This window comes from Paraburkholderia sp. RL17-373-BIF-A, assembly GCF_046030175.1.
In the GTDB taxonomy this organism is placed as follows: Bacteria; Pseudomonadota; Gammaproteobacteria; order Burkholderiales; family Burkholderiaceae; genus Paraburkholderia.
In genome coordinates this window covers 243,124-268,159 of sequence record NZ_JARESO010000001.1, presented here as the reverse complement: position 1 = coordinate 268,159, position 25,036 = coordinate 243,124, and the positions used below count along the sequence as shown (strand labels likewise).

23 protein-coding genes are annotated in these 25,036 nt (G+C 59.8%); 12 read left to right on the top strand and 11 right to left on the bottom strand.

Going from position 1 to position 25,036, the window contains the following annotated elements; genetic code table 11:
* Positions 1–6: 6 nt before the first annotated feature.
* Complete coding sequence (locus P0D80_RS01160) at positions 7–495, bottom strand: MarR family winged helix-turn-helix transcriptional regulator (protein WP_408280362.1); 489 nt, start codon at positions 493–495, stop codon at positions 7–9.
* 420 nt (positions 496–915) lie between these two features.
* Between P0D80_RS01160 and P0D80_RS01155 the strand changes: the two genes are divergently transcribed.
* From P0D80_RS01155 to P0D80_RS01140, 4 genes are all read left to right on the top strand, one after another.
* Positions 916–1,287, top strand: coding sequence for a hypothetical protein (locus P0D80_RS01155; protein WP_408179253.1), 372 nt, complete (start codon positions 916–918; stop codon positions 1,285–1,287).
* A 203-nt stretch (positions 1,288–1,490) separates the two neighbouring features.
* A complete protein-coding gene (locus P0D80_RS01150; RefSeq protein WP_408179254.1) occupies positions 1,491–1,859 on the top strand; it encodes a hypothetical protein in 369 nt (122 codons plus the stop codon).
* Between the two features lie 667 nt (positions 1,860–2,526).
* Positions 2,527–3,081: a fasciclin domain-containing protein gene (locus tag P0D80_RS01145; RefSeq protein WP_408280660.1), complete on the top strand. Its 555-nt coding sequence runs from the start codon at positions 2,527–2,529 to the stop codon at positions 3,079–3,081.
* Between the two features lie 226 nt (positions 3,082–3,307).
* Entirely contained in the window at positions 3,308–3,592 is a 285-nt protein-coding gene (locus tag P0D80_RS01140; RefSeq protein ID WP_408280359.1) for a hypothetical protein, read from the top strand.
* A gap of 104 nt (positions 3,593–3,696) precedes the next feature.
* On the opposite strand, the gene P0D80_RS01135 is transcribed toward P0D80_RS01140, so the two are convergent.
* On the bottom strand, positions 3,697–3,951 hold the full coding sequence (locus P0D80_RS01135; RefSeq protein WP_408280356.1) for a hypothetical protein: 255 nt from the start codon (positions 3,949–3,951) through the stop codon (positions 3,697–3,699).
* 604 nt (positions 3,952–4,555) lie between these two features.
* Here P0D80_RS01135 and P0D80_RS01130 point away from each other — a divergent pair.
* The gene (locus tag P0D80_RS01130) at positions 4,556–6,547 is read left to right on the top strand and encodes an acyl CoA:acetate/3-ketoacid CoA transferase (protein WP_408280354.1); all 1,992 of its coding nucleotides are present in this window, start codon (positions 4,556–4,558) and stop codon (positions 6,545–6,547) included.
* Between the two features lie 71 nt (positions 6,548–6,618).
* On the opposite strand, the gene P0D80_RS01125 is transcribed toward P0D80_RS01130, so the two are convergent.
* Positions 6,619–7,530, bottom strand: coding sequence for a LysR family transcriptional regulator (locus P0D80_RS01125; RefSeq protein WP_408280351.1), 912 nt, complete (start codon positions 7,528–7,530; stop codon positions 6,619–6,621).
* A gap of 81 nt (positions 7,531–7,611) precedes the next feature.
* On the opposite strand from P0D80_RS01125, the gene P0D80_RS01120 reads away from it, so the two are divergent.
* Entirely contained in the window at positions 7,612–8,535 is a 924-nt protein-coding gene (locus tag P0D80_RS01120) for a carbon-nitrogen hydrolase family protein (RefSeq protein ID WP_408280658.1), read from the top strand.
* A gap of 189 nt (positions 8,536–8,724) precedes the next feature.
* On the opposite strand, the gene P0D80_RS01115 is transcribed toward P0D80_RS01120, so the two are convergent.
* The 6 genes from P0D80_RS01115 to catA all read right to left on the bottom strand — a co-directional run bounded on the left by P0D80_RS01115 (position 8,725) and on the right by catA (position 13,948).
* On the bottom strand, positions 8,725–9,123 hold the full coding sequence (locus tag P0D80_RS01115) for a RidA family protein (RefSeq protein WP_408280348.1): 399 nt from the start codon (positions 9,121–9,123) through the stop codon (positions 8,725–8,727).
* A gap of 98 nt (positions 9,124–9,221) precedes the next feature.
* A complete protein-coding gene (gene benD / locus P0D80_RS01110) occupies positions 9,222–9,998 on the bottom strand; it encodes a benzoate diol dehydrogenase BenD (RefSeq protein WP_132375013.1) in 777 nt (258 codons plus the stop codon).
* The gene (gene benC, locus P0D80_RS01105) at positions 9,995–11,017 is read right to left on the bottom strand and encodes a benzoate 1,2-dioxygenase electron transfer component BenC (RefSeq protein ID WP_408280344.1); all 1,023 of its coding nucleotides are present in this window, start codon (positions 11,015–11,017) and stop codon (positions 9,995–9,997) included. Before benC ends, benD begins: the two co-directional genes overlap by 4 nt.
* 39 nt (positions 11,018–11,056) lie before the next feature.
* Positions 11,057–11,545, bottom strand: coding sequence for a benzoate 1,2-dioxygenase small subunit (benB, locus tag P0D80_RS01100; protein ID WP_408280341.1), 489 nt, complete (start codon positions 11,543–11,545; stop codon positions 11,057–11,059).
* Entirely contained in the window at positions 11,542–12,900 is a 1,359-nt protein-coding gene (locus P0D80_RS01095; protein WP_132375016.1) for a Rieske 2Fe-2S domain-containing protein, read from the bottom strand. The genes benB and P0D80_RS01095 overlap by 4 nt, the downstream gene beginning before the upstream one ends.
* 112 nt (positions 12,901–13,012) lie before the next feature.
* The gene (gene catA, locus P0D80_RS01090) at positions 13,013–13,948 is read right to left on the bottom strand and encodes a catechol 1,2-dioxygenase (protein WP_408280338.1); all 936 of its coding nucleotides are present in this window, start codon (positions 13,946–13,948) and stop codon (positions 13,013–13,015) included.
* 174 nt (positions 13,949–14,122) lie between these two features.
* Here catA and P0D80_RS01085 point away from each other — a divergent pair, with 174 nt between their 5' ends.
* The 3 genes from P0D80_RS01085 (at position 14,123) to catC (ending at position 16,649) form a co-directional block, all read left to right on the top strand.
* Positions 14,123–15,046 (top strand): LysR family transcriptional regulator, encoded by a 924-nt coding sequence (locus P0D80_RS01085; protein ID WP_408179263.1) that lies wholly within the window; start codon positions 14,123–14,125, stop codon positions 15,044–15,046.
* Positions 15,047–15,151: 105 nt separating this feature from the next.
* Positions 15,152–16,279, top strand: coding sequence for a muconate/chloromuconate family cycloisomerase (locus tag P0D80_RS01080; protein WP_408280656.1), 1,128 nt, complete (start codon positions 15,152–15,154; stop codon positions 16,277–16,279).
* A 91-nt stretch (positions 16,280–16,370) separates the two neighbouring features.
* A complete protein-coding gene (gene catC, locus P0D80_RS01075; protein WP_408179265.1) occupies positions 16,371–16,649 on the top strand; it encodes a muconolactone Delta-isomerase in 279 nt (92 codons plus the stop codon).
* Between the two features lie 29 nt (positions 16,650–16,678).
* On the opposite strand, the gene gcvA is transcribed toward catC, so the two are convergent.
* Both gcvA and P0D80_RS01065 read right to left on the bottom strand, forming a co-directional pair.
* A complete protein-coding gene (gcvA, locus tag P0D80_RS01070) occupies positions 16,679–17,593 on the bottom strand; it encodes a transcriptional regulator GcvA (RefSeq protein WP_408280335.1) in 915 nt (304 codons plus the stop codon).
* A gap of 238 nt (positions 17,594–17,831) precedes the next feature.
* A complete protein-coding gene (locus tag P0D80_RS01065; RefSeq protein ID WP_408280332.1) occupies positions 17,832–18,578 on the bottom strand; it encodes an SDR family oxidoreductase in 747 nt (248 codons plus the stop codon).
* 721 nt (positions 18,579–19,299) lie between these two features.
* Here P0D80_RS01065 and P0D80_RS01060 point away from each other — a divergent pair.
* The 3 genes from P0D80_RS01060 (at position 19,300) to P0D80_RS01050 (ending at position 25,033) form a co-directional block, all read left to right on the top strand.
* Positions 19,300–20,136: an IclR family transcriptional regulator gene (locus P0D80_RS01060; RefSeq protein ID WP_408179268.1), complete on the top strand. Its 837-nt coding sequence runs from the start codon at positions 19,300–19,302 to the stop codon at positions 20,134–20,136.
* Positions 20,137–20,500: 364 nt separating this feature from the next.
* Complete coding sequence (locus P0D80_RS01055) at positions 20,501–21,892, top strand: MdtA/MuxA family multidrug efflux RND transporter periplasmic adaptor subunit (RefSeq protein ID WP_408280329.1); 1,392 nt, start codon at positions 20,501–20,503, stop codon at positions 21,890–21,892.
* Positions 21,893–21,910: 18 nt separating this feature from the next.
* The gene (locus P0D80_RS01050; RefSeq protein ID WP_408280327.1) at positions 21,911–25,033 is read left to right on the top strand and encodes an MdtB/MuxB family multidrug efflux RND transporter permease subunit; all 3,123 of its coding nucleotides are present in this window, start codon (positions 21,911–21,913) and stop codon (positions 25,031–25,033) included.
* The last annotated feature ends 3 nt before the right edge of the window (positions 25,034–25,036 follow it).

The following is a 25,036-nucleotide window of genomic DNA, read 5'->3' as shown; positions in this document are numbered from 1 at the left end:
GCTTTTCTATTCGCCGATAAGTTTTCCAAGCAGACCATGCAATTCGACCAGTTCTGCAAGCGAGAGTCTGGCGAATCGTCCGCTCAATAGACTGGGCGTCATCTGCTCGAGACGGGTGTACATACTGGCACCCACTTCCGTCAGCGCGACTCTTACTACTCTTCGGTCTTCCACGCCTCGGGAACGCTGCAGCAACAGCCTCTTCTCCAATCGGCCCAACAACCGGCTCATGAATCCCGAGTCGACGCCTAGCACCTCAGACAATCCCGTTGGTGTGTCGGCGACACTTTCACCGATTGCCATCAGGACGGTCGCTTCATTTGCGCTGAGGCCGAGGCTGCTGAAAGCCTGATTCAACTCCCTCAGCAAGGCAGCGCGCGCTCTGACAAGGCGCGATTCTACGTTGCGAACCAAAGAAAAATCGACATCGGCGGAGGCCCCGTGAGGACGCGCCCCGTTCAAGGCAGTGCTCGATTCGGTTGTCGTGACTGGCATTCATGCAGCCCTGATTGCGTTGAACATGGCTCTTCGGAGGAGCGATGGTAGCAAGGCGGGGCCGACGCCGTAATTACATGTTTATGTTGTGACCTCGCGGGGATGTCACTGGGACGCCTTCGCACAACGTCATCGGTAACTTACCTGGCCGGCGTCGCGAAAGGCGCCGTTCCCGATTTGCCCGGGCGCAGCATCGCAGGCGTTTCGACGTGATGCGCGCATCGATCCGGGAAAATCGCGCATTGCAGTCCTCTTTGAACGACTTCGGAACTGTCGACTCTAAAGACAAGGGGCCACCCGGCCTCACGTATGAGCCTCTGCGTGTTGAACTCCATAGAAAGCGGACTCAGCGCTATTTGTCCATGCCTCGTTGCGCCGTCGCTAGTAGTTCGAACGGGCCGCGAGGCGAGGAGAACGCAAATGAACAGGTTCGTTCGTTTTCTGGTCGCTGTCGGGCTAGGCGCGGGTGCGGCCGGCTTCGCGCAGGCGGGCGGTGTGTCTGTGGGCGTCGGCATTGGTGTGGCGGGCCCCGTGTATGCCGGTCCGCCGGTTATCTATGCGCCGCCGCCCGTCATCTACGGTCCACCGGTGATATTTGGACCGCGCCCCTGGCCCGGATACTATCGTTATCCCTATTGGTACGGCGGATATCGAGGCTATTACGGCCGCGGTTACTACGGCCCTGGTTACTATGGGCGTGGGTACTACGGCCATGGGTACTACGGCCGTGGGTACTATGGACGTGGTTATTATGGACGTGGCTACTACGGGCATCCGGGGTGGCGACGCTAGAGCGCACGAGTGACTGTCTCCGCACAACTCCAGCGCATTCGAAATGCGTGCACAGGTCGCTCGTAGCGAACCTTTCTTCCCTACCGACCTGCATACGTCCCCGAAATCGTAGTTCCACGCTGCATGAATGGCGATTACTGACCTAACCTAGCCCGCGCTTCGCGAAAGTGTTGGCTTTGGAGACAGCATATAAGCTGAAATGTTTGTCTGAACCCAACATCGAGTCGTCCGCTCGCACGCTCACGCCGGGCATCAACAAGGCGGGCAGCCCGGCTGGATTGGCAGCCCGAAAACTTCTATCTCCGTCGGCACGGTCGTTGCAACTATGGCTGCCTCAACGGGAGATTGCCATGATGAGCTGCTTGCAGGGTTTCGCTAATTCCATTCCAGCGCGTGCGTCTTCACTTGTCGCCGTCGCTTCTATCGCTGTTGCGGTGGTCTGCGGGACCGGCATCGCAGCATTTGCCGGGTTACTGCCTGCGTCGGATGACGTAGCCGTCGCAGTGACTGTGACACCGCTAATTGACATGCAAATTGACGCTTATGTGAAGCGTGTCGCAGCCATGGATTGAACCGTCAGCCACAAAACAAGCGAGAAACCGGCGACATGCACCGCTCAGTCCGTGCGAGCTACCGCGACCTCGATGCCAGACAGCGGTCAGGAGCGCAGCACTAATTTCAAGCGTCCCAGCTCAGCAGGTCTCGTGTATGACCGATACAGTTCGCCCACCGTGCCAAATGCCAAGGCTGGTTTGAGAGTCGCACCCGGAAGTGCGCTTGTAATCCAATCAAAGGCATTCATTTCACGTTGAGCAGCATGCACCGCTGCAGTGAGCACAGTGAGGGCTCGCTCCGCGGAGTGCCCACCAAGGTCGACGAAGCAGCTCTCAAATGGATGTTTCGTTGCGCTCTCGACGTGTAACGCTGACTTTCGGACGTTCAAATCAATCTCCTTCGCGGATCGCCCGTCCTGTATATCAACTGATTGTGACAATGCATCGCGTTGTCCATTCAATGATGCGACTCGGCTCGCGTGGACGCTCTGGGTGCGACGCGCCCCGATTGCAACTGGACGTGATTTGTTGAAGTAACAGCGCCCGACCTCCCGACAGCATCAAGGCTGGGACACATCAGGCTGCGTCGTCGCGAGCATCCCGTTTTCGAATCCAGTCGCGAGTATTCCCCGTATATGCGGTCAGACCCGCGCAATTACGCGTGGCGACTCTGGAGGAGTACACCATGAAATACAGGACTATATTCGTCGCTATCGCGCTGTGTGCAGCGGTATCAGGCGCCTTTGCCGCCAGTGACACGGTCATGGTCGGCGGTCAGGCCATGTACCCGAGCAAAGACATCGTAGACAACGCGGTCAACTCGGCCGACCACACCACGCTCGTTGCCGCGGTCAAAGCCGCAGGTCTCGTCGAGACGTTAAAGAGTGCAGGCCCGTTCACGGTGTTTGCACCGACGAACGAGGCCTTTGCTGCGTTGCCCGCCGGTACGGTCGATACGCTCGTCAAGCCTGAAAACAAGACGATGCTGACCAGCATCCTGACGTACCACGTCATTCCGGGGCGCTATGACTTCCGCAAGCTCGATCAGGCCATCAAGGCGGGCGGCGGCAAGGCGGAACTGAAGACAGTCAATGGAGAAGAACTGACATTCACGGAGAACGGTCCGCACAACATCGTAGTAATGGATGCCAGTGGCCACACGGCCGACATTTCCACCTATGACGTCACTCAGAGCAATGGCGTCATCATGGTCGTAGACAAGGTTCTGATGCCGAAGTAATAAGAGAAGCGCTCAGCGTCAGACGCTGGAATTCAGCGTAACGCTGTCATTTTCGGTGCCGGGCTCCGACTCACTCGCATGCCTCGCATCTGGGCGCAGCAAATGTCTGCCCTGTTTGCATTGGAGTGGCTGCTCGCGATTCGCCGCTGCGCAACCAGTCAGTGTTTAGCGGCTTACGAGACTTTGGCGTGGCTGACGCACGCGCCTGCATCAAAGGAGAAATACCATGGAAAAGTTGACGACAAAAGTTCTGTTCGCGCGTGTCGCTGTCGCGTCACTCTGCGCGTGCGCCGCGACGCTTGCGCAGGCCGGCGGGAATGGCAACGGTGGAAATGGCAGCGGCGGCGCTCACGGTGCCGCAACCGCAGGGATGACGTATCACAGCGAACCCATCTCGAGCCCCTGGAATCGGGTTCCTGGCGACATGAGCAAGAGCGCGGACACGGCTCATAGAGATATGCCCGGCATGACGCCCGACGACAGCAGTATGTCTAGAAAAACTGGGCAGTAACTGCTTGAAAGTTTGCCGGCGCCAGAAGACTCATGGTCTGCGCGCCCGGCAACAGGTTCGCAAGCGCTCGCTACGTCAGGTACGGAAGTCTGCGGTCCCTCTGTTCATAGAGCCGACCGTCCTGGTACCCGCATGAAGTTCTCGATGAGCCGCAGCAAGTCCGTCTCGTCCGGCCGCGTGCCCCAACGGCTGTATCCCGCAACAGATGCAATGGCGAACCAGGAATGCGGCGGAAACCATTCTGCCCGCACTGTTACGCCGCCGATAATTCGCAGTCGTCCCGTATCGCAGAGGAATTCAGCGTGAATCTTTTCGCCACCGACAGTTTTGCTGGCAACTACTGGCGTGGATCGAAACATAAAGCCCTCCTGCGGTTTCCGACTGCCTAAAGTGGATGCTCGTGTGCTAGCTCTCCCGAAGAAAACGAACATGGCCCGGACGTTTGCATCAACCCGTCGAGCCGGCGGCGAAAACTAGGGTTACTGACGACACCGCATATTGAGAGGCAAGTTGCATGCCGGATGAGCAAACGACCGATAATCGGTCTTTTGCCCATTTTTGCATTTGCTATTGGTTCTGGTCGGGGCAGTTGCGCGGGTCGGATGCACGAAAATGAACAACGCGGCACCCGTTCTGTGCTGCGCCGCGTGCCAGCGTCTGCCGCTTCTGTAATTCCTCTACCAGCGCTTCGGCTGGCTCCATAAACGCTAGGTTTGATATCGATGACTTTGATGGCAACGATTAACGCGTACATCGCGCAGTACCTCCGTCAACGTTCGAAACAGACGGCGCGAGGCGTGTACCCTTACGATTGAGCCACAAATTCATTTCCGAAGCCGGCTCCCCACCAGCGATGAATCTCCTTCACACTACCCAACGCATAGAACCCGTAGTCGAGTTGCAGCAGGTCCGAATAACTACATAGCGCCGGAGCCCGGCTCCACGGTGCGGTTTGGAGACATCATGAGCGCAGGCTTTCAACACCCGTTTCTCGCCACTGCGAACAGCGTCGAGCGAGGCAAAATCGTCAGTGCCCAGCAGGCCGTCAGGCTGATTCGTCCGGGTAACACGGTGGCAACGGGCGGCTTCGTCGGCATTGGCTTTGCGGAAGAAATCGCCGTCGCACTTGAACAGTTGTTCCTCGACTCAACCGCTGAGGATAGCGACGCGCCCCGAAATCTGACGCTAGTCTACGCGGGCGGCCAAGGCGACGGCGCCCGCAAGGGCCTGAATCACCTGGCTCACGAAGGTCTGGTTCGGCGGGTCATTGGTGGTCACTGGGGACTCGTTCCGGGCCTTCAACGTCTGGCCGTTGAGGGTCTCATCGAAGCCTATAACCTCCCGCAAGGCGTTATCTCCCAGCTGTTTCGGGACATCGCCGCGCATCGGCCAGGTCACTTGTCCACAGTCGGACTCGATACGTTCGTCGACCCGCGCAACGGCGGCGGCAAGCTCAACGCCCGCACGACCGAGGACCTGGTTAGCCTGATATCGGTCAACGGCGCTGACTGCCTTCTGTACAAGACATTTCCGGTCGACGTAGCCATCGTGCGTGGTACCACTGCCGATGCAAACGGCAATGTGACGATGGAAAAGGAAGCGCTGACCCTTGAGTCGCTTGCCATTGCAATGGCCGCACGCAACTCCGGTGGCATCGTGATCGTTCAGGTCGAGCGCATTGCCGAGTCAGGGACCTTGAATCCACGACAGGTCAAGATACCTGGGATTCTGGTCGATTGCGTCGTGGTCGCAAAACAGGAAAACCACTGGCAAACCTTCGCCGAGTCGTACAGCCCCGGCTTTGCGAGCGAGCTTCGCATTGCGACAAGTTCGATTCCGACCATGGCATTGACTGAGCGGAAAGTCATTGCACGGCGCGCTTCGTTCGAGCTGATGGCCAATAGCGTCGTCAACCTTGGGATTGGCATGCCGGAAGGGATTGCCAGCGTCGCGAACGAAGAAAATGTCTGCGACCTCTTCACGATGACAACCGAGCCGGGCGTCATCGGGGGTATCCCTGCCGGGGGTTTGAATTTCGGCGCCGCGACCAATACCGACGCCATCATCGACCAGCCCTACCAGTTCGACTTTTACGACGGCGGTGGCCTGGACATTGCATTTCTCGGGCTCGCGCAAGTCGACCGGGAAGGCAACCTCAACGTGAGCAAGTTCGGGCCAAAGCTGGCGGGCGCGGGTGGGTTTATCAACATCTCGCAGGCGGCGAAGAGGGTTGTGTTTGTCGGAACGTTCAACGCCGGCAAGCTGGAAGTGAATATCAAAGATGGGCGCCTGCAAATTCTTCAGGATGGCGTCAGTCAAAAATTCGTGGACGCAGTGGAACATCGCACCTTCGGCGGTCGCTACGCCAACGAACGGCAGCAACCCGTGCTCTACATTACGGAGCGCTGCGTCTTTACCCTGACGCCTGACGGACTCGAACTCGTCGAGATTGCACCGGGGGTCGACCTCCAGCGAGACATCGTTTCCCAGATGGGCTTCGCTCCTGTCATCAAATCGCCGCCGCGCCTGATGGACGCCCGCATTTTCGACAATAAGCCGATGGGTTTGCGAGCAATGCTGCTGAGGCTGACACTCAGTGAGCGGTTCAGCTACGACGCCGATAAAAACATGTTGTTTATCAACTTCGAAGGCCACAAGGTCACGACTGTTGACGACGTTGAAGCAGTCAGAGCCGAGGTCGAACGGGCGGTGTCCGGCCTCAAGGTCCGGCCTCACGCAATCGTCAACTACGACAATTTCTCGATAGCGCCCGAAGTCATCGATGCCTATTCCGAAATGGTGACTGGCCTGGTCGCCCGATATTACTCGGACGTGACTCGATACACGACAAGCAGCTTCCTTCGAATGAAATTGGGGGACGCGCTGCAGCGGCGCAGTGTCGCCACGTACATTTATGAGAGCCCCGAGGAGGCCTCGTCTCACGAGGCACGTTAGCCCGACGGATGCGCTTATGACCATGGAACCAAGACGCGGGCTACGACGAATACTCTGGCCGCGTCTTGCCATCAGACGATGAGAGGAAAGCTTTCCTGAATCGCGGACTGGACCTTGACCACCGCGGAATCGCGCATCGAGCTGGTCCGCCATGCAAGTACGATGGGGTAAATCGGGAGTTTTACCGGGCACTCGATAAGCATCAACCCGGTCAATCTGGAAATCGCCAGCGCCGCATGCCTCGGAATGGTCGCGACTGCACGCGAGCCCTTCAGCAGATGCGGCAAGGAAGCAAAATGTGTTGTTGAGGCTATGACGTTACGCCGTCGACCGAGTGCCGACAGCCCCTCATCCACTATCCCCACGACCCCGCCCGAAGAGACCAGAATGTGTCCGCGAGACACGTATTCATCAAGCGTCAGAGTAGACGCCGCGCGGCGCTTCTCATCCAGCAGACATGCGTAATCGCCTTCACCCACAACCCGATGGTTGAGCCCTCGGCCGGACGACGCACCCGCAAACAGTGCGAGGTCCATTTCGCGATTTGCCAGCGCGTCGCCGGCAATCTGACTATGGGTTTGCCGGAATATGAGCCTCAGTCCCGGCGCGCTCTGCACGAGGCGTTCAATCAAGTGTCGTCCCACAGCAATCTCAAAGTCATCGGACAGCCCAACCGACACCGAGCGTCCGTGAAACGAGGTTGCATCCGGCCAGGCGATAGCGACGGTCTGACGGCATTTGCCGAGCGCTTCGCTCACCAGTGGTTTCAACTCTTTTGCACGCGATGTCGGCGCAAGACCTCGTCCGGTGCGTACGAACAGGGTGTCGGAAAACACTTCGCGCAGCCGTCCGAGCGCCGCGCTCACCGCGGATTGGGTCAGATTGAGCCGAATGGCAGCTCGGCTTGCTCCGCCTTCCTCGAACAAAGCTTCAAAGACCTTGAAGAGATTCAGGTCGACGGCATCGATATCAATCTTGTTCATATCAAATAGTGGCGATATGCATTCACACGATTTTACATCCGGGTAAAGATGCAGGCTCAAACGTTCCTCGAGGAAAACGCCATGTCCAAGTCAACAGTCGCCGCGCTGCAAATCGGTTCCTCTGCAGCAGGGAAAACCCAGACCCTGCAGCACATCCTCTCTTTCGAAGAGCAGATTCGCGCCTCCGGCGCAAAGCTCGTGGTCATGCCTGAGGCGTTGCTGGGCGGCTACCCTAAGGGCGAAATTTTCGGCACCCGTCTTGGCTACCGGTTGCCGGAAGGTCGCGAGGCTTTCGCGCGGTACTACGACAACGCCATTGACGTGCCGGGCGAGGAAACCCAAGCGCTCGCTGACCTCTCGGCTAGGTGCGGCGCTTCAATCGTCATCGGTGTTATCGAACGAGCGGGCAATACCCTCTACTGCACGGCGTTGTTCTTCAACCCAGACGACGGGCTGGTGGCAAAACACCGCAAGCTGATGCCGACGGGCACGGAGCGACTCATCTGGGGACAAGGCGACGGCTCGACCTTGCCTGCCGTGAAGACCGAAGCCGGCGTGGCGGGCACGGCAATCTGCTGGGAAAATCACATGCCGCTCCTGCGCACGGCCATGTATGCAAAGGGTGTGCAGGTTTGGTGTGCGCCAACGGTGGACGAGCGGGACATCTGGCAGTGCTCGATGCGGCATATCGCTCACGAAGGTAGGTGCTTCGTTATCAGCGCATGTCAGGTACAACCTTCGCCAGCACAACTCGGCATAGAAGTGCCGGGGTGGGATGAAAACCGGCCGCTCATCAACGGTGGCAGCCTCATCGTGGGCCCTTTGGGCGAAGTTCTGGCAGGTCCGCTCCGCGGCGAGACCGGATTGGTGGTCGCTGAAATCGACACCGATGAGCTCGTCCGCGCACGATATGACTTCGACGTGGTGGGCCATTACTCGCGGCCCGACGTGTTCTCGCTGTCCGTCGACGAGCGCGCCAAGCGAACTGTCGAGTTCAAGTCGTAGTCGAAATGTCCCCAGGCGATCGGGGGCCTAATCGCGTCATTCAGATATTCGGTGGAGGTAGCGGTCCGAACGGCTCAGCAATGGTTCTGCGACACGATGACACGAACGCTGAGCGAAGTGTGACATTCGACAGTCGCCGGGCCGCGCCGAGCATCCATCCGCCGTCAGCGTTAGTCGGTTTTTCAAAAGTTAATCAGGCAATACAGCGACCGCCTTGATCTCAACAATGTAACCCGCCGCGCCGCCAAGCATGTGCGCGCCGACCGCCGTCCAGGCCGGCAATGGATGCGTAGTCAGGTATTGGTCGCGCACCTTCATGAACAATGGCAGGTCGCGCATGTCAGTGTGGTACGTGGTCACGTCAACCACATCGCTCAATGATGCACCCGCAGCCGCCAGAACCAGCTTGAGGTTTTCGAATGCCTGGACTATTTGCGCTTCGCGGCCTTCGACCAGGTACATGGCCGTGTCTCGACCAATCTGGCCGGACACGTAAATCGTGTTGCCGACCTTCACCGCAGGAGCGTAATGAATCTTCTCGTACACCGCTTCCATCCCCGCAGGGATGATGGCTTCGCGTTTGCTCATGCATACGTCTCCTACGAAAGACGAAAGCTCAATACGTTGCCCACGCCGGTGCATAGCGTGGAGAGGTTCTTCGTGCCACCGGTCTTCCAGCGTTACGATCAGCCCGTGTCACCGCCGGCTACCGGCAATACAGTGCCAGTGATATAACCTGCCTCGTCCGAAGCGAGGAACAGAATCGGCGCCGCCTGCTCGTCGATGCTGCCGTAGCGTTTGAAGAAAGTCGATTCAGTGACCTGCTTCACCGCTTCACCCATCCAGACTTTTTCCTGCTCGCTATCGCCGACAGAGTTACGCGGCACGCGTCGCGGCGGCGCATCAGTCCCACCCGGCGCGGTGGCGACCACGCGGATGTTGTGCTCTGCGTATTCCATCGCCAGCGACTGCGTAATCGCGTTGACACCGCCCTTCGCCGCCGAATATGGAACGCGGCGAATGCCGCGAGTGGCATTCGAGGACACGTTCACGATAGTCCCGCCGCCGCGCTTGAGCAGGTACGGCAAGACTGCATGGCAGGCGTACAGCGTCGGCATGAGAGAGCGACGGATTTCCGCATCGATCTGTGCAGGCTCGAACTCGGCGAAGGGACGCATGCGAATCGCGCCACCCACCCCATTGACCAGAATGTCGATGCCACCAAAAGTGCGCGCGGCGAAGGCCATCGCCGACGCAGCGCCATCGTACGTCTCGAGGTCGGCGACAAACCCCGCTGTGTCCGCACCGTGCGCTTCGGCGGCGACTTCCGACACGAAGTCGGCGCGGTCTACGAACAGCACCCTGCCGCCTTCGGCGGCTGCGCGAAGCGCTACCGCGCGACCGATGCCCTGCGCGGCGCCGGTGACCACCATGACCTTGCCAGCGAATCGTTGCGTGCTCATGCCGTCCTCGGCGCTGCGTTAGGTGTGAACTTCTCGTAGTGGAAGCTGTTGGGCTTCACACCGTTGTCGTCGAAATGCTTACGCACCGCATCGACCATCGGCGGCGGCCCGCACAGGTACACGTCCACGTCACCATCGTTGACGGCCTCCGCCGGCATGTGCTGCGTTACCCACCCCTTGCGAGGATGAGTCGAATCCGTGTCGGCCACGACGGTGCCGTAAGTGAAATTCGGCAACTTCGCCACATAGGCTTCGATTGCATCGACCTGCACGAGGTCGAGGTCGCGCGTTACGCCGTAAATCAGATGAACTTTTTGCTGCGAATTCGCACGAGCCAGCACTTCAAGCATCGACAGGAACGGCGCCAGGCCCGTACCGCCGGCGAGGAACAGCAACGGCCGCTCAACAGCGCGCAGATAGAAGCTGCCGAGTGGTCCGGTCAATTCCACCTTGTTGCCTGCCTGTGCGGATTCGAGCCACGTGCTCATCACGCCGCCGGAAATCTTCTTGATCAGAAAACTGATTTTCGATTCGCCCGGTGCGGACGAAAAAGAATATGAACGGTGCTGACCGCTGCCAGGAACGTCAATGTTGACGTACTGGCCCGGCAGGAATACCGGCACGCTCGCCGACACATCCAGTTCGAGCACGATGGCCGCATCGTTGTGCGCTTCGACCTTCGATACGGTCGCGGCGAACTTGCTTTGCTCAGTCTTGCATGCAGTGGAAGATGCCGGCACCGCAATGACACAATCGCTTTCCGGCACCATCTGGCAGGTGAGTACGAGACCGCCGTCCTTCTCATCCTCGGTCAGCGCATCCTCGATGTAATCGTCGCCCAGGTCGTAGCTGCCGCTCTCGGCTCGGCACTTGCAGGTACCGCACACGCCGTCGGAGCAATCCATCGGCAGGTTGATTTTTGCGCGAAAGGCGGCATCGAGTACCTTCTCGCCCGCCTTGCATGTCACGAAGCGGGTCACGCCGTCTTCAAAATTCAGTGCAATGTTGTAGCTGGACATCTTGCCTCCTGTACTTCTCATTTCCGCGGATGTTTGCACTCAAACGTGATAGACGTCGAGCACCTGGCGGATGTAGTCGTCCTTCAACACGATGCGCTTATAGCAAATCAACAGTTCATCGTTGACTTTGCGCAGAGTGACGAACATCGTGCCGAAAAACTGGTCGGTGGTTTTGTAACGGTGGCTGAGCGTGTTGAAGTTGTAGCGCACGTCCACTTCGCTCTCGCGCTCGGCCAGCACTTCCACATTGGTGACGTTGTGACTGGTTCGCGGTTCAGGCATCGAGGCACTACTGCGTTCGGTCTTGATGCGGAACACACGGTCTTCCAGGCCGCCACGGTCCGGGTAGTACATCAGCGAGATCTGACTCTCGTGGTCGTCCGTGAGCCGGTCGTCGTCGTCCCACGCCGGCATCCAGTAAGTGACGTCCTCGGTATAGCAGGCAAGCCACTCGTCCCATGTTCGGTCGTCGAGCAGGCGCGCTTCGCGGAACAGCGCGGCGCAAATTTTCTGGTAATCGAAGCTCATGCCAGGGCCTCCCCTTGTTCCTTTTTGAGTGCGTCGCGCATCTGGTGCACCCAGTATTCGTGTTGACACACAAACAGGCCTTCGTCTTCGCTGCGCTCGCCTGAGATGCGCGGCTTCAGGCCCATACTTTTCGCATTTGCGTCGGGACCTTCGACCCACAACGGCGCTCCGCGCGACAGGTCGTTCCACAACGCAGTGGTGCCGGCATAGCCAGCCTGGCAAGCGCGAAACTCTTCGAGGTCATCCGCGGTGCCCATACCCGAGACGTTAAAGAAGTCTTCGTACTGGCGGATGCGGGTAGCCCGGTCGGCGGCGCTCTCGCCCTTCGGAGCGAAACAGAAGATGCTGACTTCGGTCTTGTCCACGCTGATTGGACGTACCACGCGAATCTGCGTGCTGAACTGGTCCATCAGGAACACGTTCGGGTACAGACAAAGATTGCGGGTCTGGTTGACGATGAAGTCCGCCTTCACCTCGCCAACGCGTGCCTTGATTTCGTCGCGGTATTGATAGACCGGTCGCACTTCCGGGTTCATCGTCTTGGTCCACAGCAGGATGTGGCCGTGGTCGAAGCCGTACACGCCGGCCACCGACTTGCTCCAGCTGTTCGCATCCACGGCCTTGGTGCCCTCGACCTTGCGCCGGTCCATCGTCGCGGCGTAGTTCCAGTGCACGGTGCTGACGTGGTAGCCGTCGCAGCCGTTCTCCATCTGCATCTTCCAGTTACCGTCGTAGATGTACGATGAATTGCCGCGCAACACTTCCAGCCCGTCCGGGGCCTGGTCGACGATCTGGTCGATGATGACCTTGGTCTCGCCGAGGTAGTCCTCCAGTGCGATCGCGTCCGCGTTGAGGCTGCCGAACAGGAAGCCGCGATAGCTCTGGAAGCGTGCGACCTTCTTCAGGTCATGCGAGCCGTTGGTATTGAATTGCACCGGGTATTCGGTGGTCTTCACATCTTTTACTTTCAGCAGCTTGCCGGTGTTGGCGAAGCTCCAGCCGTGGAAAGGACACGTGAAAGTGCCTTTGTTGCCGTGCTTTTTACGGCACAGCATCGCGCCCTTGTGCGCGCAGGCATTGATGACCGCATGCAGTTCACCGCTTTTGTCGCGAGTGATCACGATAGGCTGGCGGCCAATCCAGGTGGTGTAGTAGTCGTTGTTGTCGGGAATCTGGCTTTCATGCGCGAGGTAGACCCAGTTGCTCTCGAAAATGTGCTTCATTTCGAGCTCGAACAGATCCGTGTTCGTGAAGATGTCGCGGCGGCAACGGAATACACCGTTTTGCTTGTCGTCCTGAACGGCCGTGTGCAGCAGTTCATCAAGTTGCGAGGCTTTGTCGATAGTTGCAGACATGAGTGCTCTCCTACGCGTGCTCCAGGTTATGGGGCACGCGCATCGGTGTCGAAAGATTCTTGCGAAGGATTGAGCGGCAGCAGGGGTACGACGCAGCGGCCGCGTTTAGCGGTCAGGCGGTAGCAGATGCACGCAGGCGATGGACGACCTGGTTATCCTTGCCCTGAATCAGCGGAGTCAACTCGATGTCGAACTCGATTTCCTTATACGCGTCGGCCTTCATTCCCAGCGCAGTGCCGCCGGTCTTTTCGACCACACGAGGAATCAGATCCTCGCGGGTGGCGTAGGCAAAGTCGTCCCAAATCAACGGGTCGCCCTCGATGTTGATTTGCGTCGTCAGCTTGCGGTACTTGTCGGTGGTGACGAAGAAGTGCACGTGTGCCGGACGGTTGCCATGGCGGGCAAGCACATTCAACAACTGTTGAGTCGCACCATGCGGCGGACAGCCATAGCCGACCGGCATGAGCGTACGGAACTCGTACTTGCCATCGACATCGGTGCTGACCGCGCCGCGAAGATTGAACTCGCTCTGCGCGCCAGTCGGGTCGAAGTGCGAATAGAAGCCCTTCGAGTTGGCGTGCCAGCATTCGACCAGCGCCCCTGCAACCGGCTTGCCATCTGGACCGGTTACCGTGCCGCGGATGACCAACGGGCCGGCATCCTCGTCCGGGTTGATATCGATCTTCGAAACGCCATCGCGCACGGGCACGCCGGCGACATAGAGCGGACCTTCGATGGTGCGCGGCGTGCCGCCGGTGATTTCAGCCGCCTTGTCTTCGGCATCCATGCGGATGTCGAGGTATTTCTCCAGACCGAGACCAGCAGCAAGCAGCGCAGCTTCGCCGTCCTGGCCGAGCTTGTTGAAGTAGTGGACGCCAGCCCAGATTTCATCGGGCGTCATGTCGAGGTCGTCGATCGCCTTGAACAGGTCGCCCAAAAGGCGATTGACGATCTGCTTTGCGCGAGCATTGCCGTCCTGGCTACCCACGTTAGCCGCAGCCTTCAGCAGGTCTTGCACTTCCTTCGTATCGAACACTTTGACGCTCATGTCTGCTCCTGAATCTCTATTTTCTGATGGGGTAAACCCTTGGTTTAGCGCCCGTTCGAATATGCCTGAGAGGTATAATGGGTGCTGAAACAGAGTGTGAATGCAGAATAATGGACGTCAGAACGCCTCGTCCAACACTGATTTAGTATCGGTCTATATCCACGAGGTATTGAAATGGAACTGCGGCATCTTCGCTATTTCGTCGCCGTAGCCGAGGAACGCAATTTCACACGCGCGGCACAGCGGCTGAACATGGCCCAGCCGCCTTTGAGCCGTCAGATACAGCAGCTTGAAGAGATTCTTGAGGTGCAGCTATTCCAGCGCGACTCGCGCCCGTTGAAGCTCACCGAGACGGGCAAGTTCTTCTACGCTCATGCCGTCCAGTTGCTGGCTCAAACGTCGGAACTCGAATCCATGACGCGGCGCGTGGGCAACATCGAGCGCAGCCTCTCTGTCGGTTTCGTGGGCTCGACGTTGTACGGCATGCTGCCCAAAATCATCCGGCGCTTCCGCGATGAGAACACGACAGTCGAACTCAGCCTCCACGAGATGTCGACGATGGACCAGATTCGCGCGCTGAAGGACGGTCAGATCGATGTCGGGTTCGGTCGCATCCGGCATGAGGACGCGAACATCCGTCGGGTGATTCTTCGCGAGGAGAAGATGATCGTTGCGTTCCCGGAGGGCCACCCACTCTCGCTGGCCAAGCCAGTCCTCGCTCTCAGCGACCTGGTCAACGAGACCCTGATTATTTTTCCTAAGACGCCACGCCCCAGTTATGCAGACCAGGTGCTGTCGGCATTCGAAGATCGCGGTCTCAAGCCTCGCCGGATATATGAAGTACGAGAGTTGCAAATCGCGCTGGGCCTCGTAGCAGCGGGAGAAGGAATTTCTGTCGTTCCGAGTAGTGTGTACGGCCTGAAGCGAGACGATGTGAGTTACAAGGAACTGGACGACCCTACTCTGGTTTCCCCAATCATCATGAGCATGCGCGCACTAGACGAGTCGCGCGACATTCGGGAAATGCTCGAACTCATCTATCGGCTGTACGAGGAGGAAAAGATACCGCATGCACCTCCCAACGATTTTGGGCGGTGATATTTGTTATACCCGTGAGGTATGGGGCTAGACGTCGACGGTGTTGGACAGGGGCTTATTGGGCACGCAATACTTCATCAACCCCTTAACTCCAACATTCCAGGTATGAACGCCCAAATCACCTCCGTCGAAGCGATTCTGGTTGACCTCCCAACCATTCGCGCGCATCAGCTAGCCATGGCGACGATGCAGCAGCAAACCTTAGTGATCGTCCGTCTGCGCTCGAGCGATGGCATCGAGGGCATTGGCGAAGCGACTACGATTGGCGGTCTGTCGTACGGCGACGAAAGCCCCGAAGGCATCAAGCTGACCATCGACACTTATCTTGCACCTGCGATCGTTGGGCAAGACGCGACCAACATCAACGACGCAATGCTCAAGCTGAACAAGGTTGCTCGCGGGAACCGGTTTGCCAAGTGCGCAATCGAGACGGCTTTGCTGGACGCTCAGGGCAAGCGCCTGGGCGTTCCGGTTTCAACGCTTCTTGGCGGCGCTGTGCGAAAGACGCTTCCGGTCCTGTGGACGCTCGCAAGTGGCGACACCCAACGCGACATCGATGAAGCGGAAACACTGCTCGCCGAACGTCGCCACAATACTTTCAAGCTGAAGATTGGCCGGCGTAGCGTTCGCGATGACGTAGCGCATGTATCGAAAATCAAAGCTGCGCTCGGCGACCGCGCCAAAGTCACCGTCGACGTAAATCAGGCCTGGAACGAGGCTGACGCCGCATTGGGAATCGAAGCGCTTGAAGCTGCTGGCATTGACCTCATCGAGCAACCGACTCCGCGAGAGCAGCGCGGAGCACTCGCCAGGCTTGCATCGCGTTTCATCGTGCCCATCATGGCCGACGAGGCAGTGACAGGCCCGGAAGATGCCCTCGAACTTGTGCGCGGCGCATGTGCGGACGTCTTTGCGCTGAAGATCGCGAAGTCCGGCGGAATCTACGGAATGATGCGTACGGCCGCCATTGCGGATGCAGCCGGCGTGTCCCTCTATGGCGGCACGATGCTTGAAGGCAGCATCGGGTCGATTGCATCGGCACACGGATTCGCCGCGCTCCCGCAACTTGCCTGGGGTACGGAGTTGTTCGGACCACTCCTGTTGAAAGACGACATCGTCACTGCTCGCCCCCATTATCAGGACTTCGACCTTCACCTGCCGGAAGGGCCGGGCCTGGGCCTGCATATCGATGAGGACAAGCTCGCTTTCTATCGTCGCGACAAAAATAGCTGAGCGCAGTCAATCCGGCACCGGGCATATCGACCCACTCCAACTATTGTGCTGGCGAACCTGAGAGACCCCTACTTTTTCGAATGAGAAACACATGCTATATCTCGTAAGAATGGATGTACACCTGCCACACGACATGCCCGTGGCTCAGGCTGACGAAATCAAGGCACGAGAAAAGGCGTACTCACAAGAGCTTCAGCGCCAAGGCAAGTGGCAGCAACTACATCGCGTTGTGGGCGAGTATGCGAACTACAGCGTCTTCGACGTCGACTCGCACGACGAACTGCACACCATCCTCTCAGGTCTGCCGCTGTTTCCGTATATGACGATGAAGGTGGAAGCGCTCGCGCGCCACCCGTCGTCCATCCGCTGAAGCCTGAGACAGGCGTTCGCGTGTGAGCCCTAGCGGGCGCCTGCCTCTGAAATCAGCCATTCTTTGAAAGCGACTACTGGCGCAGAGTTCTCGCCTTCTTTTTTGTGGACGAGGTAGTACGCTAGTTTGCAGCTTTGTGATTCCTGGAATGGACGCACAAGCCGCCCCTCTTCGAGGTCATGTTCGACCAGCGTGGTCCTGCCCAGCGCAATACCGTTCCCTGAAATGGCTGTTTGGAGTGCTGCCGCGGAGTCGTCAATCTGGATGCCGCGATTGCAATCGACTTCGTTGCGACAGCCGGCTTTTTGCAGCCAGGAGCGCCATGTCGGGAAGACACCGGATGTTTGCATCGACACATCGTGAATGAGCAGATGATGCTCCAGGTCGGCAGGCGTCCTGAGCGGATGTTTGCCCATTAGAAGCGCGGGACTGCATACCGGGAAGAACTCGTCTCGCATGAGAAAGGTCGATACCAGGCCTGGCCATACGCCCGAGCCATAGCGAATGCCGACATCGATCCTGTCAGCGGTGAAGTCGAGAAGCCGGTTGCTGGTGTCTATGCGAAGGTCGTAATACGGATGCCTCTGTTGAAACCGCTCGACGCGTCTCAACAACCACTTGTCAGCGAATGCGCCGGGTATCGTCACGGTGAAAGCGATGCGCGATTTGCTCGCTTTCAATTGCTCAACGGCTTCGGACAACAGGTCAAATCCCGCCTGCAGTGCTGGCAGGACTGACCGTGCAGCGTCGGTCAGGGTCAGCCGGGTTGGCCCCGACGTCGCGCGATGAAACAGCTCGACGTCGAGAGTGTCTTCGAGCCCGCGTATCAAATGGCCAACGGCAGCAGGCGTAACGTTGAGCTCCTCGGCGGCCGACGGATAGCTCAGATGACGCGACACTGCTTCAAAGGCACGGAGTGCATTCAGGTTGTTCGGTGCACGCATGTTGCTTGATGGGCCCAAGTCTGGTTGGCCCATCTTCCCAGCGCTGCAATTTATCGTCAACACTGCGGTGGCTTGGACTAAAGTTGCGCGATATCACCGCTCGAACGTGGGCGTATCAACATGCGCTCCTGAACGCAAACAGTCCAAGCTTCGTCGTTTCTGGAAGTGTGCGTTAGCGCCAGTTCGTAACCACCGTTTTCAGCTTCGAGGGCTCGCACAGTCTGGCGCTTTGATGACATCAGAATTGCGTTAAGCCTCCATCGACCACGATTTCTGCGCCCGTCGTGAAGGACGAATCGTCGCTCGCGAGGAACAATGCCGTCCTGGCGATTTCGACGGCTTCGCCGAATCGTTGCAGCGGCACCCGAGCCTGAATGGCTGTCGCCGTTTCCGTCAATTGCGCGTCGGTCAGCCCGAGTTTGGTGTGGAACGCAGTCGCAATCGGGCCCGGGCTAACAGCGTTCACCCGAATGCCGCGCGGCGCTAGTTCAGCGCCGATGGAACGCACGAGGGAGCGAATCGCTGCCTTTGTCGCTGACAGAATCGACAGCCCCGGTGTGCCGACAGCATTCAGAAACGACGTTGTCACCACGATGCTGCCTCCTTTCGGAATGAGAGGCGCGGCCTTCTGAATCGTGAAAAAGAGCCCACTGACATTCAGGGAAAACTGCTCGTCAATCTGTTCCGGCGTGACGGATTCCAGCGGCGCGGCTGTGCCAGCACCGGCGTTCGCGAAGACGACATCGATGCGACCGTATCTGGCACGCACCTCTTCGACCGCACGCTCGATTTCAGCGGGCTTGCGCAGGTCGACGCGGAGCACGAGCGCATTGTCGCCCAAAGCCTTTCCTGCAGCTTCAAGGCGTCCCGGATTGGTACCCGTGACAATGACTTTCGCGCCTTCAGCCTGGAAAAGCTTCGCGGTTTCCAGGCCAATGCCCGAGGTGCCACCGGTGATAAAAGCAACCGTGTTTTGCAGCTTCATGTCGTTCTCCTTCGAGGGTTAGGTGACGAGAACCGTTGTGCGTCCTCGATGGATGCAATATGGCTTTTGGAACGAAGTCGGACAAATGAGAAGAACTCGCGCAGCGGAGTAGAAAAACTAGCGTGGGGCCAGGAAAATCGTTGCCAGGCTTGGATTGCGACAGCTTGATGCACAGTTGACCGTGCGCGTGGCGGCGTCTGTGGAGAGCCAGGACTGAGGGAAAGTCGCGGGCGGAAATCCCGGCATTTCCGTATGGAGCAAACTTTGTTGTGCTTGATTAGCCGAAAAAAAAGGCGTCACGTTGCCGTGACGCCTTAAAAAGTTCTAGCCATTCCGAGGGCCGTGCTAGAACCTGAGAGACGGTATTCGAAAGTTTGGCCTGCGATGCGGCGCCTGTACGGTGCGCGACATGGACTGTTACGGTGGACTATGAGAAGACACTCGACACAGACATTGTGCGGGCCACGGCAGGTTCGAAAACTTCAAAATGCAGAACCTGAAACCGTCTTTCGAAATGAGATTCCATTTTTTATGGTTATGCTGACTAAGTCAAGCAAAATCTAAAGAGGCTCCATTCGTTGCGGCAAAATATTCCGATACAATGAATGTTCTGATGAAAAATGACTTTGATGCCCCATTTTGGGGCCGCCGCTGGCGCTTTGAGAGACGGTGCCAGCAAGGCTGCGAAGAAAAATATTGAAATAAAGTTCCAGAAAAACATATGAACCGACCCACGCCCCCCCGAACCGCCGCAGACCCGGTCAAAGACAAAGACGGCTCCGGCGACGAAGTGACCGCCCTCGCGCGCGGCCTGACCGTGCTGCGCTCCATTGCCGCCGCCGACGCGCCGCTCAGCAACCGCGAACTGACCGAGCTCACCGGCATACCCAAGCCCACCGTGTCGCGGATCACCGCCACGCTGGTCAGCGCGGGTTTCCTGTTCCGCCTCCCCGACAGCGAGCGTTTCGTGCTGACCTCGTCGGTGCTGGAACTGAGCAACGGCTTTCTGCGCAACTTCGACATCCGCGCTCGCGCGCGGCCGTTCCTGATCGAACTCGCCGAACGCACGGCGCTGTCCGTGCATCTGGCCGTGCGCGACCGGCTCGATATGGTGGTGATCGACGCGATCCGGCCGCGTTCGGCGGTGCTGGTGTCGCGCCTCGAGATCGGCTCGCGCATGAATCTGAGCCGCACCGCCATCGGCCGCGCCTATCTGGCCGCGCTCGAAGCGCCGGAGCGGGAAAAATTGCTGATCGGCTTGCAGGCGGCTGAAGGCGACGACTGGGGCCACGTCAGCAGCCGGCTCGAGAGCGCGTTACAGGAAACCATCGAGCGCGGCTTCGCGATTGCCACGGGCGAATGGTACGACGGACTCAACGCGATCGCGCTGGGTTTCACAGGACCGTCGGGCGAACGCTATGCGGTCAATTGCGGCGGCTCCGCCGACCAGTGCCCGCGCGACTGGCTGATCTCGCGCGCGGCGCCGGCGCTGCTCGAGTGCGTCGCCAAAATCGTGCTGGAAATCGGCGGCACACCGGGGCGCCGCCTGGATACCTGAACCGGCGGCGGTTTCGCCGGTCGGCGGCCAAGGTTATTGCAAGGCATCCTGTAACCTTCGTAATCAAAAGAAAAATACGCGGGTGGACTGTTACAGAGCCCGCGACGTAGGATCATGCCTTCCTGTCGCGGGACGCACGCCCGGCCTGCCGTTTTCCCCTTTGATAACGTTCCGGCCGCCTGTTTCGATGCCGCATTGCGTTAACATCTCTGTCCCGCGCCTCGGGTAGCATCGCGCTGAACGAGCGCGGGGCACCCGTTGTCGAAACCGCCTGTCATGCCATTCGCGTGCCGGTCCGCCGAACTGTCGAAACGGCACGAACGCGCGAGCGGCTCACATCCAAGCCAGTCACCTGACCGAACCGATGGACGAACAACAAAAGCATTCGGAAACCACACGCCCTGTTCCTCCGGCTTCCCAACCGTCCTCCAGCGGCGGCCCCGCCGGCACACCGAACCAGCCGCCAGGCATGGTGAAGCGGCACCGCGGCCGCAATATCGCGTTGATCATCGCGGCGCTGGTCATCCTCGGGGTGGTGCTGTGGCGCTGGCATCCGTGGGGCGGTCCCGGCGGCGGCGCGGCCGGCGCCAGCGACGCGAGCGGCGCGCGGGCCGGGCGCGCGGGCCGCGGCGGTGCCATGGCCAATATGTCGCAGCCGGTTCACGTGGCGGCCGCGACGCAGGGCGAAATGCCGGTGGTGATCACCGCGCTCGGCACGGTCACGCCGCTCGCCAACGTCACCGTGCTGCCGCAGTTGAGCGGCGTGTTGCAGGACGTGTATTTCAAGGAGGGCCAGATGGTCAAGAAGGGGGACGTGCTGGCCCAGATCGACCCGCGTCCCTATCAGATCTCGCTCGACAACGCGCAAGGCACGCTCGCGCGCGACGAGGCCCTGCTGCAAACCGCCCGCCTCGACCTGAAGCGCTATCAGACGCTGCTCTCGCAGGACTCCATCGCCAGCCAGCAGGTGGATACGCAAGCCTCGCTGGTGCGGCAATACGAAGGCACGGTGAAGTCCGACAAGGCCAATATCGACACCTTCAAGCTCGACCTCGTGTATGCGCGCATCACCGCGCCGGTGTCGGGACGCGTCGGTCTGCGCCAGGTCGATCCGGGCAACTACGTGACACCGAGCTTGACCAACGGCCTCGTCGTGATTACGCAACTGCAGCCGATCAGCGTGATCTTCACCACCTCCGAAGACAATCTGCAGCAGATCATCCAGCAGACCCAGTCGGGCGCCAAGCTCTCGGTCACCGCGTATGACCGCAGCAACACCACGTCGCTCGAAGGCGGCATGCTCGAAACACTGGATAACCAGATCGACACCACCACCGGCACGGTCAAGCTGCGCGCGATCTTCCAGAACAGCAAGAGTCTGCTGTTCCCGAATCAGTTCGTGAACACGCGCCTGCTGGTCGATACGATCAAGGACGCCGTGATCGTGCCGACACCGGCCGTGCTCAACGGCTCGATGGGCCCGTTCGTGTACGTCGTGAAGGCGGACAACACCGTGACCGTGCGGCCGGTCAAGGTCGGCCCGGTGGATGGCGAGCGCACCAGCATCCAGTCCGGCCTGACCGTGGGCGAGCGCGTCGTGATCGACGGTTCGGACCGACTCAAGGAAGGCGCGAAAATCACGATTCCGGCCGACAAGCCGCGCGGCGCCTCGGGTGCCCGCGGTGCGGCCGCCGCGTCGGGCGCCTCCGGCGCTCACGCGCATCATGGCAAACACGCGGCGCAAGCCTCGCAATAAAGGCACGGCACTTACCGCATGAATCCATCCCGCGCCTTTATTCTGCGTCCCGTCGGCACCGCGCTGCTGATGGCGGCGATCATGCTGGTCGGTCTCGTCGCGCTGCGCTTTTTGCCGCTCTCGGCACTGCCCGAAGTCGACTATCCGACCATCCAGGTGCAGACCTTCTATCCGGGCGCGAGCCCGGACGTGATGACGTCGTCGGTCACCGCGCCGCTCGAGCGCCAGTTCGGGCAGATGCCGTCGCTCAATCAGATGTCGTCGCAAAGCTCGGCCGGCTCGTCGATCATCACGCTGCAGTTCAGCCTCGACCTGCCGCTCGATATCGCCGAGCAGGAAGTCCAGGCCGCCATCAACGCGGCCGGCAACCTGCTGCCGTCGGACCTGCCCGCGCCGCCGATCTACGCCAAGGTCAATCCGGCCGACGCGCCGATCATCACGCTCGCGATCACCTCGAAGACGCTGCCGCTCACCCAGGTGCAGGATCTGGCCGACACGCGTCTCGCCCAGAAAATCTCGCAGGTGGCGGGCGTGGGTCTGGTGAGCCTGTCGGGCGGCCAGCGTCCGGCCGTGCGGATTCAGGCGAACCCGCGCGCGCTCGCCGCGTACGGCCTGAATCTGGACGACTTGCGCACCACCATCTCGAACCTGAACGTCAACACGCCGAAGGGCAACTTCGACGGTCCCACGCGCAACTACACGATCAACGCGAACGACCAGTTGACCGACGCCGACGCCTACAAGAGCGCGGTGGTCGCGTACAAGAACGGCCGCGCGGTGATGTTGACCGACGTCGCCACCATCGTGCAGGGTGCGGAGAACACCAAGCTCGGCGCGTGGGTCGACGGCACGCCCGCGATCATTCTGAACGTGCAGCGCCAGCCGGGCGCGAACGTGATCCAGGTGGTGGACAGCATCAAGAAGCTGCTGCCGCAATTGCAGCAGGCGCTGCCCGCCGCGCTCGAGGTGCAGATCGTCACCGACCGCACCACCACGATCCGCGCTTCCGTGCGCGACGTGCAGTTCGAACTGGCCATGTCGGTTGTGCTGGTGGTGCTGGTCATGTACCTGTTCCTCGCCAACGTCTACGCGACCATCATTCCGAGTCTCTCGGTGCCGCTGTCGCTGATCGGCACGCTCGCCGTGATGTATTTATGCGGCTTTTCGCTCGACAACTTATCGTTGATGGCGCTGACCATCGCAACCGGCTTCGTGGTGGACGACGCGATCGTGATGATCGAGAACATCGCGCGTTACGTGGAGGAAGGCGAAGCGCCACTCGAAGCCGCGTTGAAGGGCTCGAAACAGATCGGCTTCACGATCATTTCGCTGACGGTGTCGCTGATCGCCGTGCTGATTCCGCTGCTCTTCATGGGCGACGTGGTCGGCCGCCTGTTCCACGAATTCGCCATTACGCTTGCCGTGACGATCGTGATTTCGGCGGTCGTGTCGCTCACGCTCGTGCCGATGATGTGCGCCAAACTGCTGCGCCACACGCCGCCGCACGAGAGCCATCGTTTCGAAGCCAAGGCGCACCGCGCGATCGACTGGGTGATCGCGCGTTACGCGGTCGCGCTTACGTGGGTGCTGAACCGGCAACGCTCCACGCTGGTCGTTGCGGTGCTCACGCTGGTGTTGACCGGCGTGCTGTACGTCTTCATTCCGAAGGGCTTCTTTCCGGTGCAGGACACCGGCGTGATCCAGGCGATCACACAGGCGCCGCAGTCCGTGTCGTATGCGTCGATGGCCGAGCGCCAGCAGGAACTCGCCGCGCAGATCCTGAAGAACCCGGATGTGGAGAGCCTGACCTCGTTCATCGGCGTGGACGGCAGCAATATCACGTTGAACAGCGGCCGCATGCTGATCAACCTGAAGCCGCGCGACGACCGCAGCAACACCGCGAGCGAAGTGATCCGCCAGTTGCAGCGGGACGTGGCGCACATTCCCGGCGCGTCGCTGTACATGCAGCCGGTGCAGGATCTGACGATCGACTCGACCGTGAGTCCGACGCAGTATCAGTTCATGCTGACCGATCCGAACATCAGCGAATTCACCACGTGGGTGCCGAAGCTGATCGACCGATTGAGGCAGTCGCCCGAACTCGCCGACGTCGCCACCGATCTGCAGGACAACGGCCAGTCGGTCTACATCGAAATCGACCGCGCCACCGCGTCGCGTTACGGCATCACGCCGGCCACCGTGGATAGCGCGCTGTACGACGCGTTCGGCCAGCGCATCATCTCGACCATCTTCACGCAGTCAAACCAGTATCGCGTGATCCTGGAAGCGCAGCCGGAGATGCAGCACTACACCGAATCGCTGAAGTCGATCTATCTGCCCTCTTCCACGTCCACGGGCGGCCAGGTGCCGCTGTCGTCGATCGCGCGCTTCATCGAGAAGCCCGCGCCGCTGCTGGTCACACACCTGAGCCAGTTCCCGGCCACCACCGTGTCGTTCAACCTCGCACCGGGCTCGTCGCTCGGCGCGGCGGTCAAGGCGATCGACCAGGCGGAGAAGGACGTCGGCTTGCCCGCGTCGTTCCAGACCCGCTATCAGGGCGCGGCGCTGGCGTTCCAGGCGTCACTGTCGAACGAGCTGTTCCTGATTCTCGCGGCGATCGTCACGATGTACATCGTGCTGGGCGTGCTGTACGAGAGCTTCATCCACCCGATCACGATTCTCTCGACGCTGCCCTCGGCCGGCGTCGGCGCGTTGCTGGCGCTGCTGATCACCGGGCATGATCTCGACATCATCGGCATCATCGGTATCGTGCTGCTGATCGGTATCGTGAAGAAGAACGCGATCATGATGATCGACTTCGCGCTCTATGCCGAGCGCGAGGAAGGCAAGCCGCCGCGCGAAGCGATTTACCAGGCGTGTCTGCTGCGCTTCCGGCCGATTCTGATGACCACGCTCGCCGCCCTGCTCGGCGCGCTGCCGCTGATGCTCGGCACCGGCGCCGGTTCGGAATTGCGCCGTCCGCTCGGTATCGCGATTGCGGGCGGATTGATCGTCAGCCAGTTGCTGACGCTGTTCACCACGCCGGTGATCTACCTCGCGTTCGACTCGCTCGGCCGTCGCGCGCGTGAGCGATTCAATCGGGGCAAGCCTACGCCGCCCGTCACCGATGCAGGGAACTGAGCG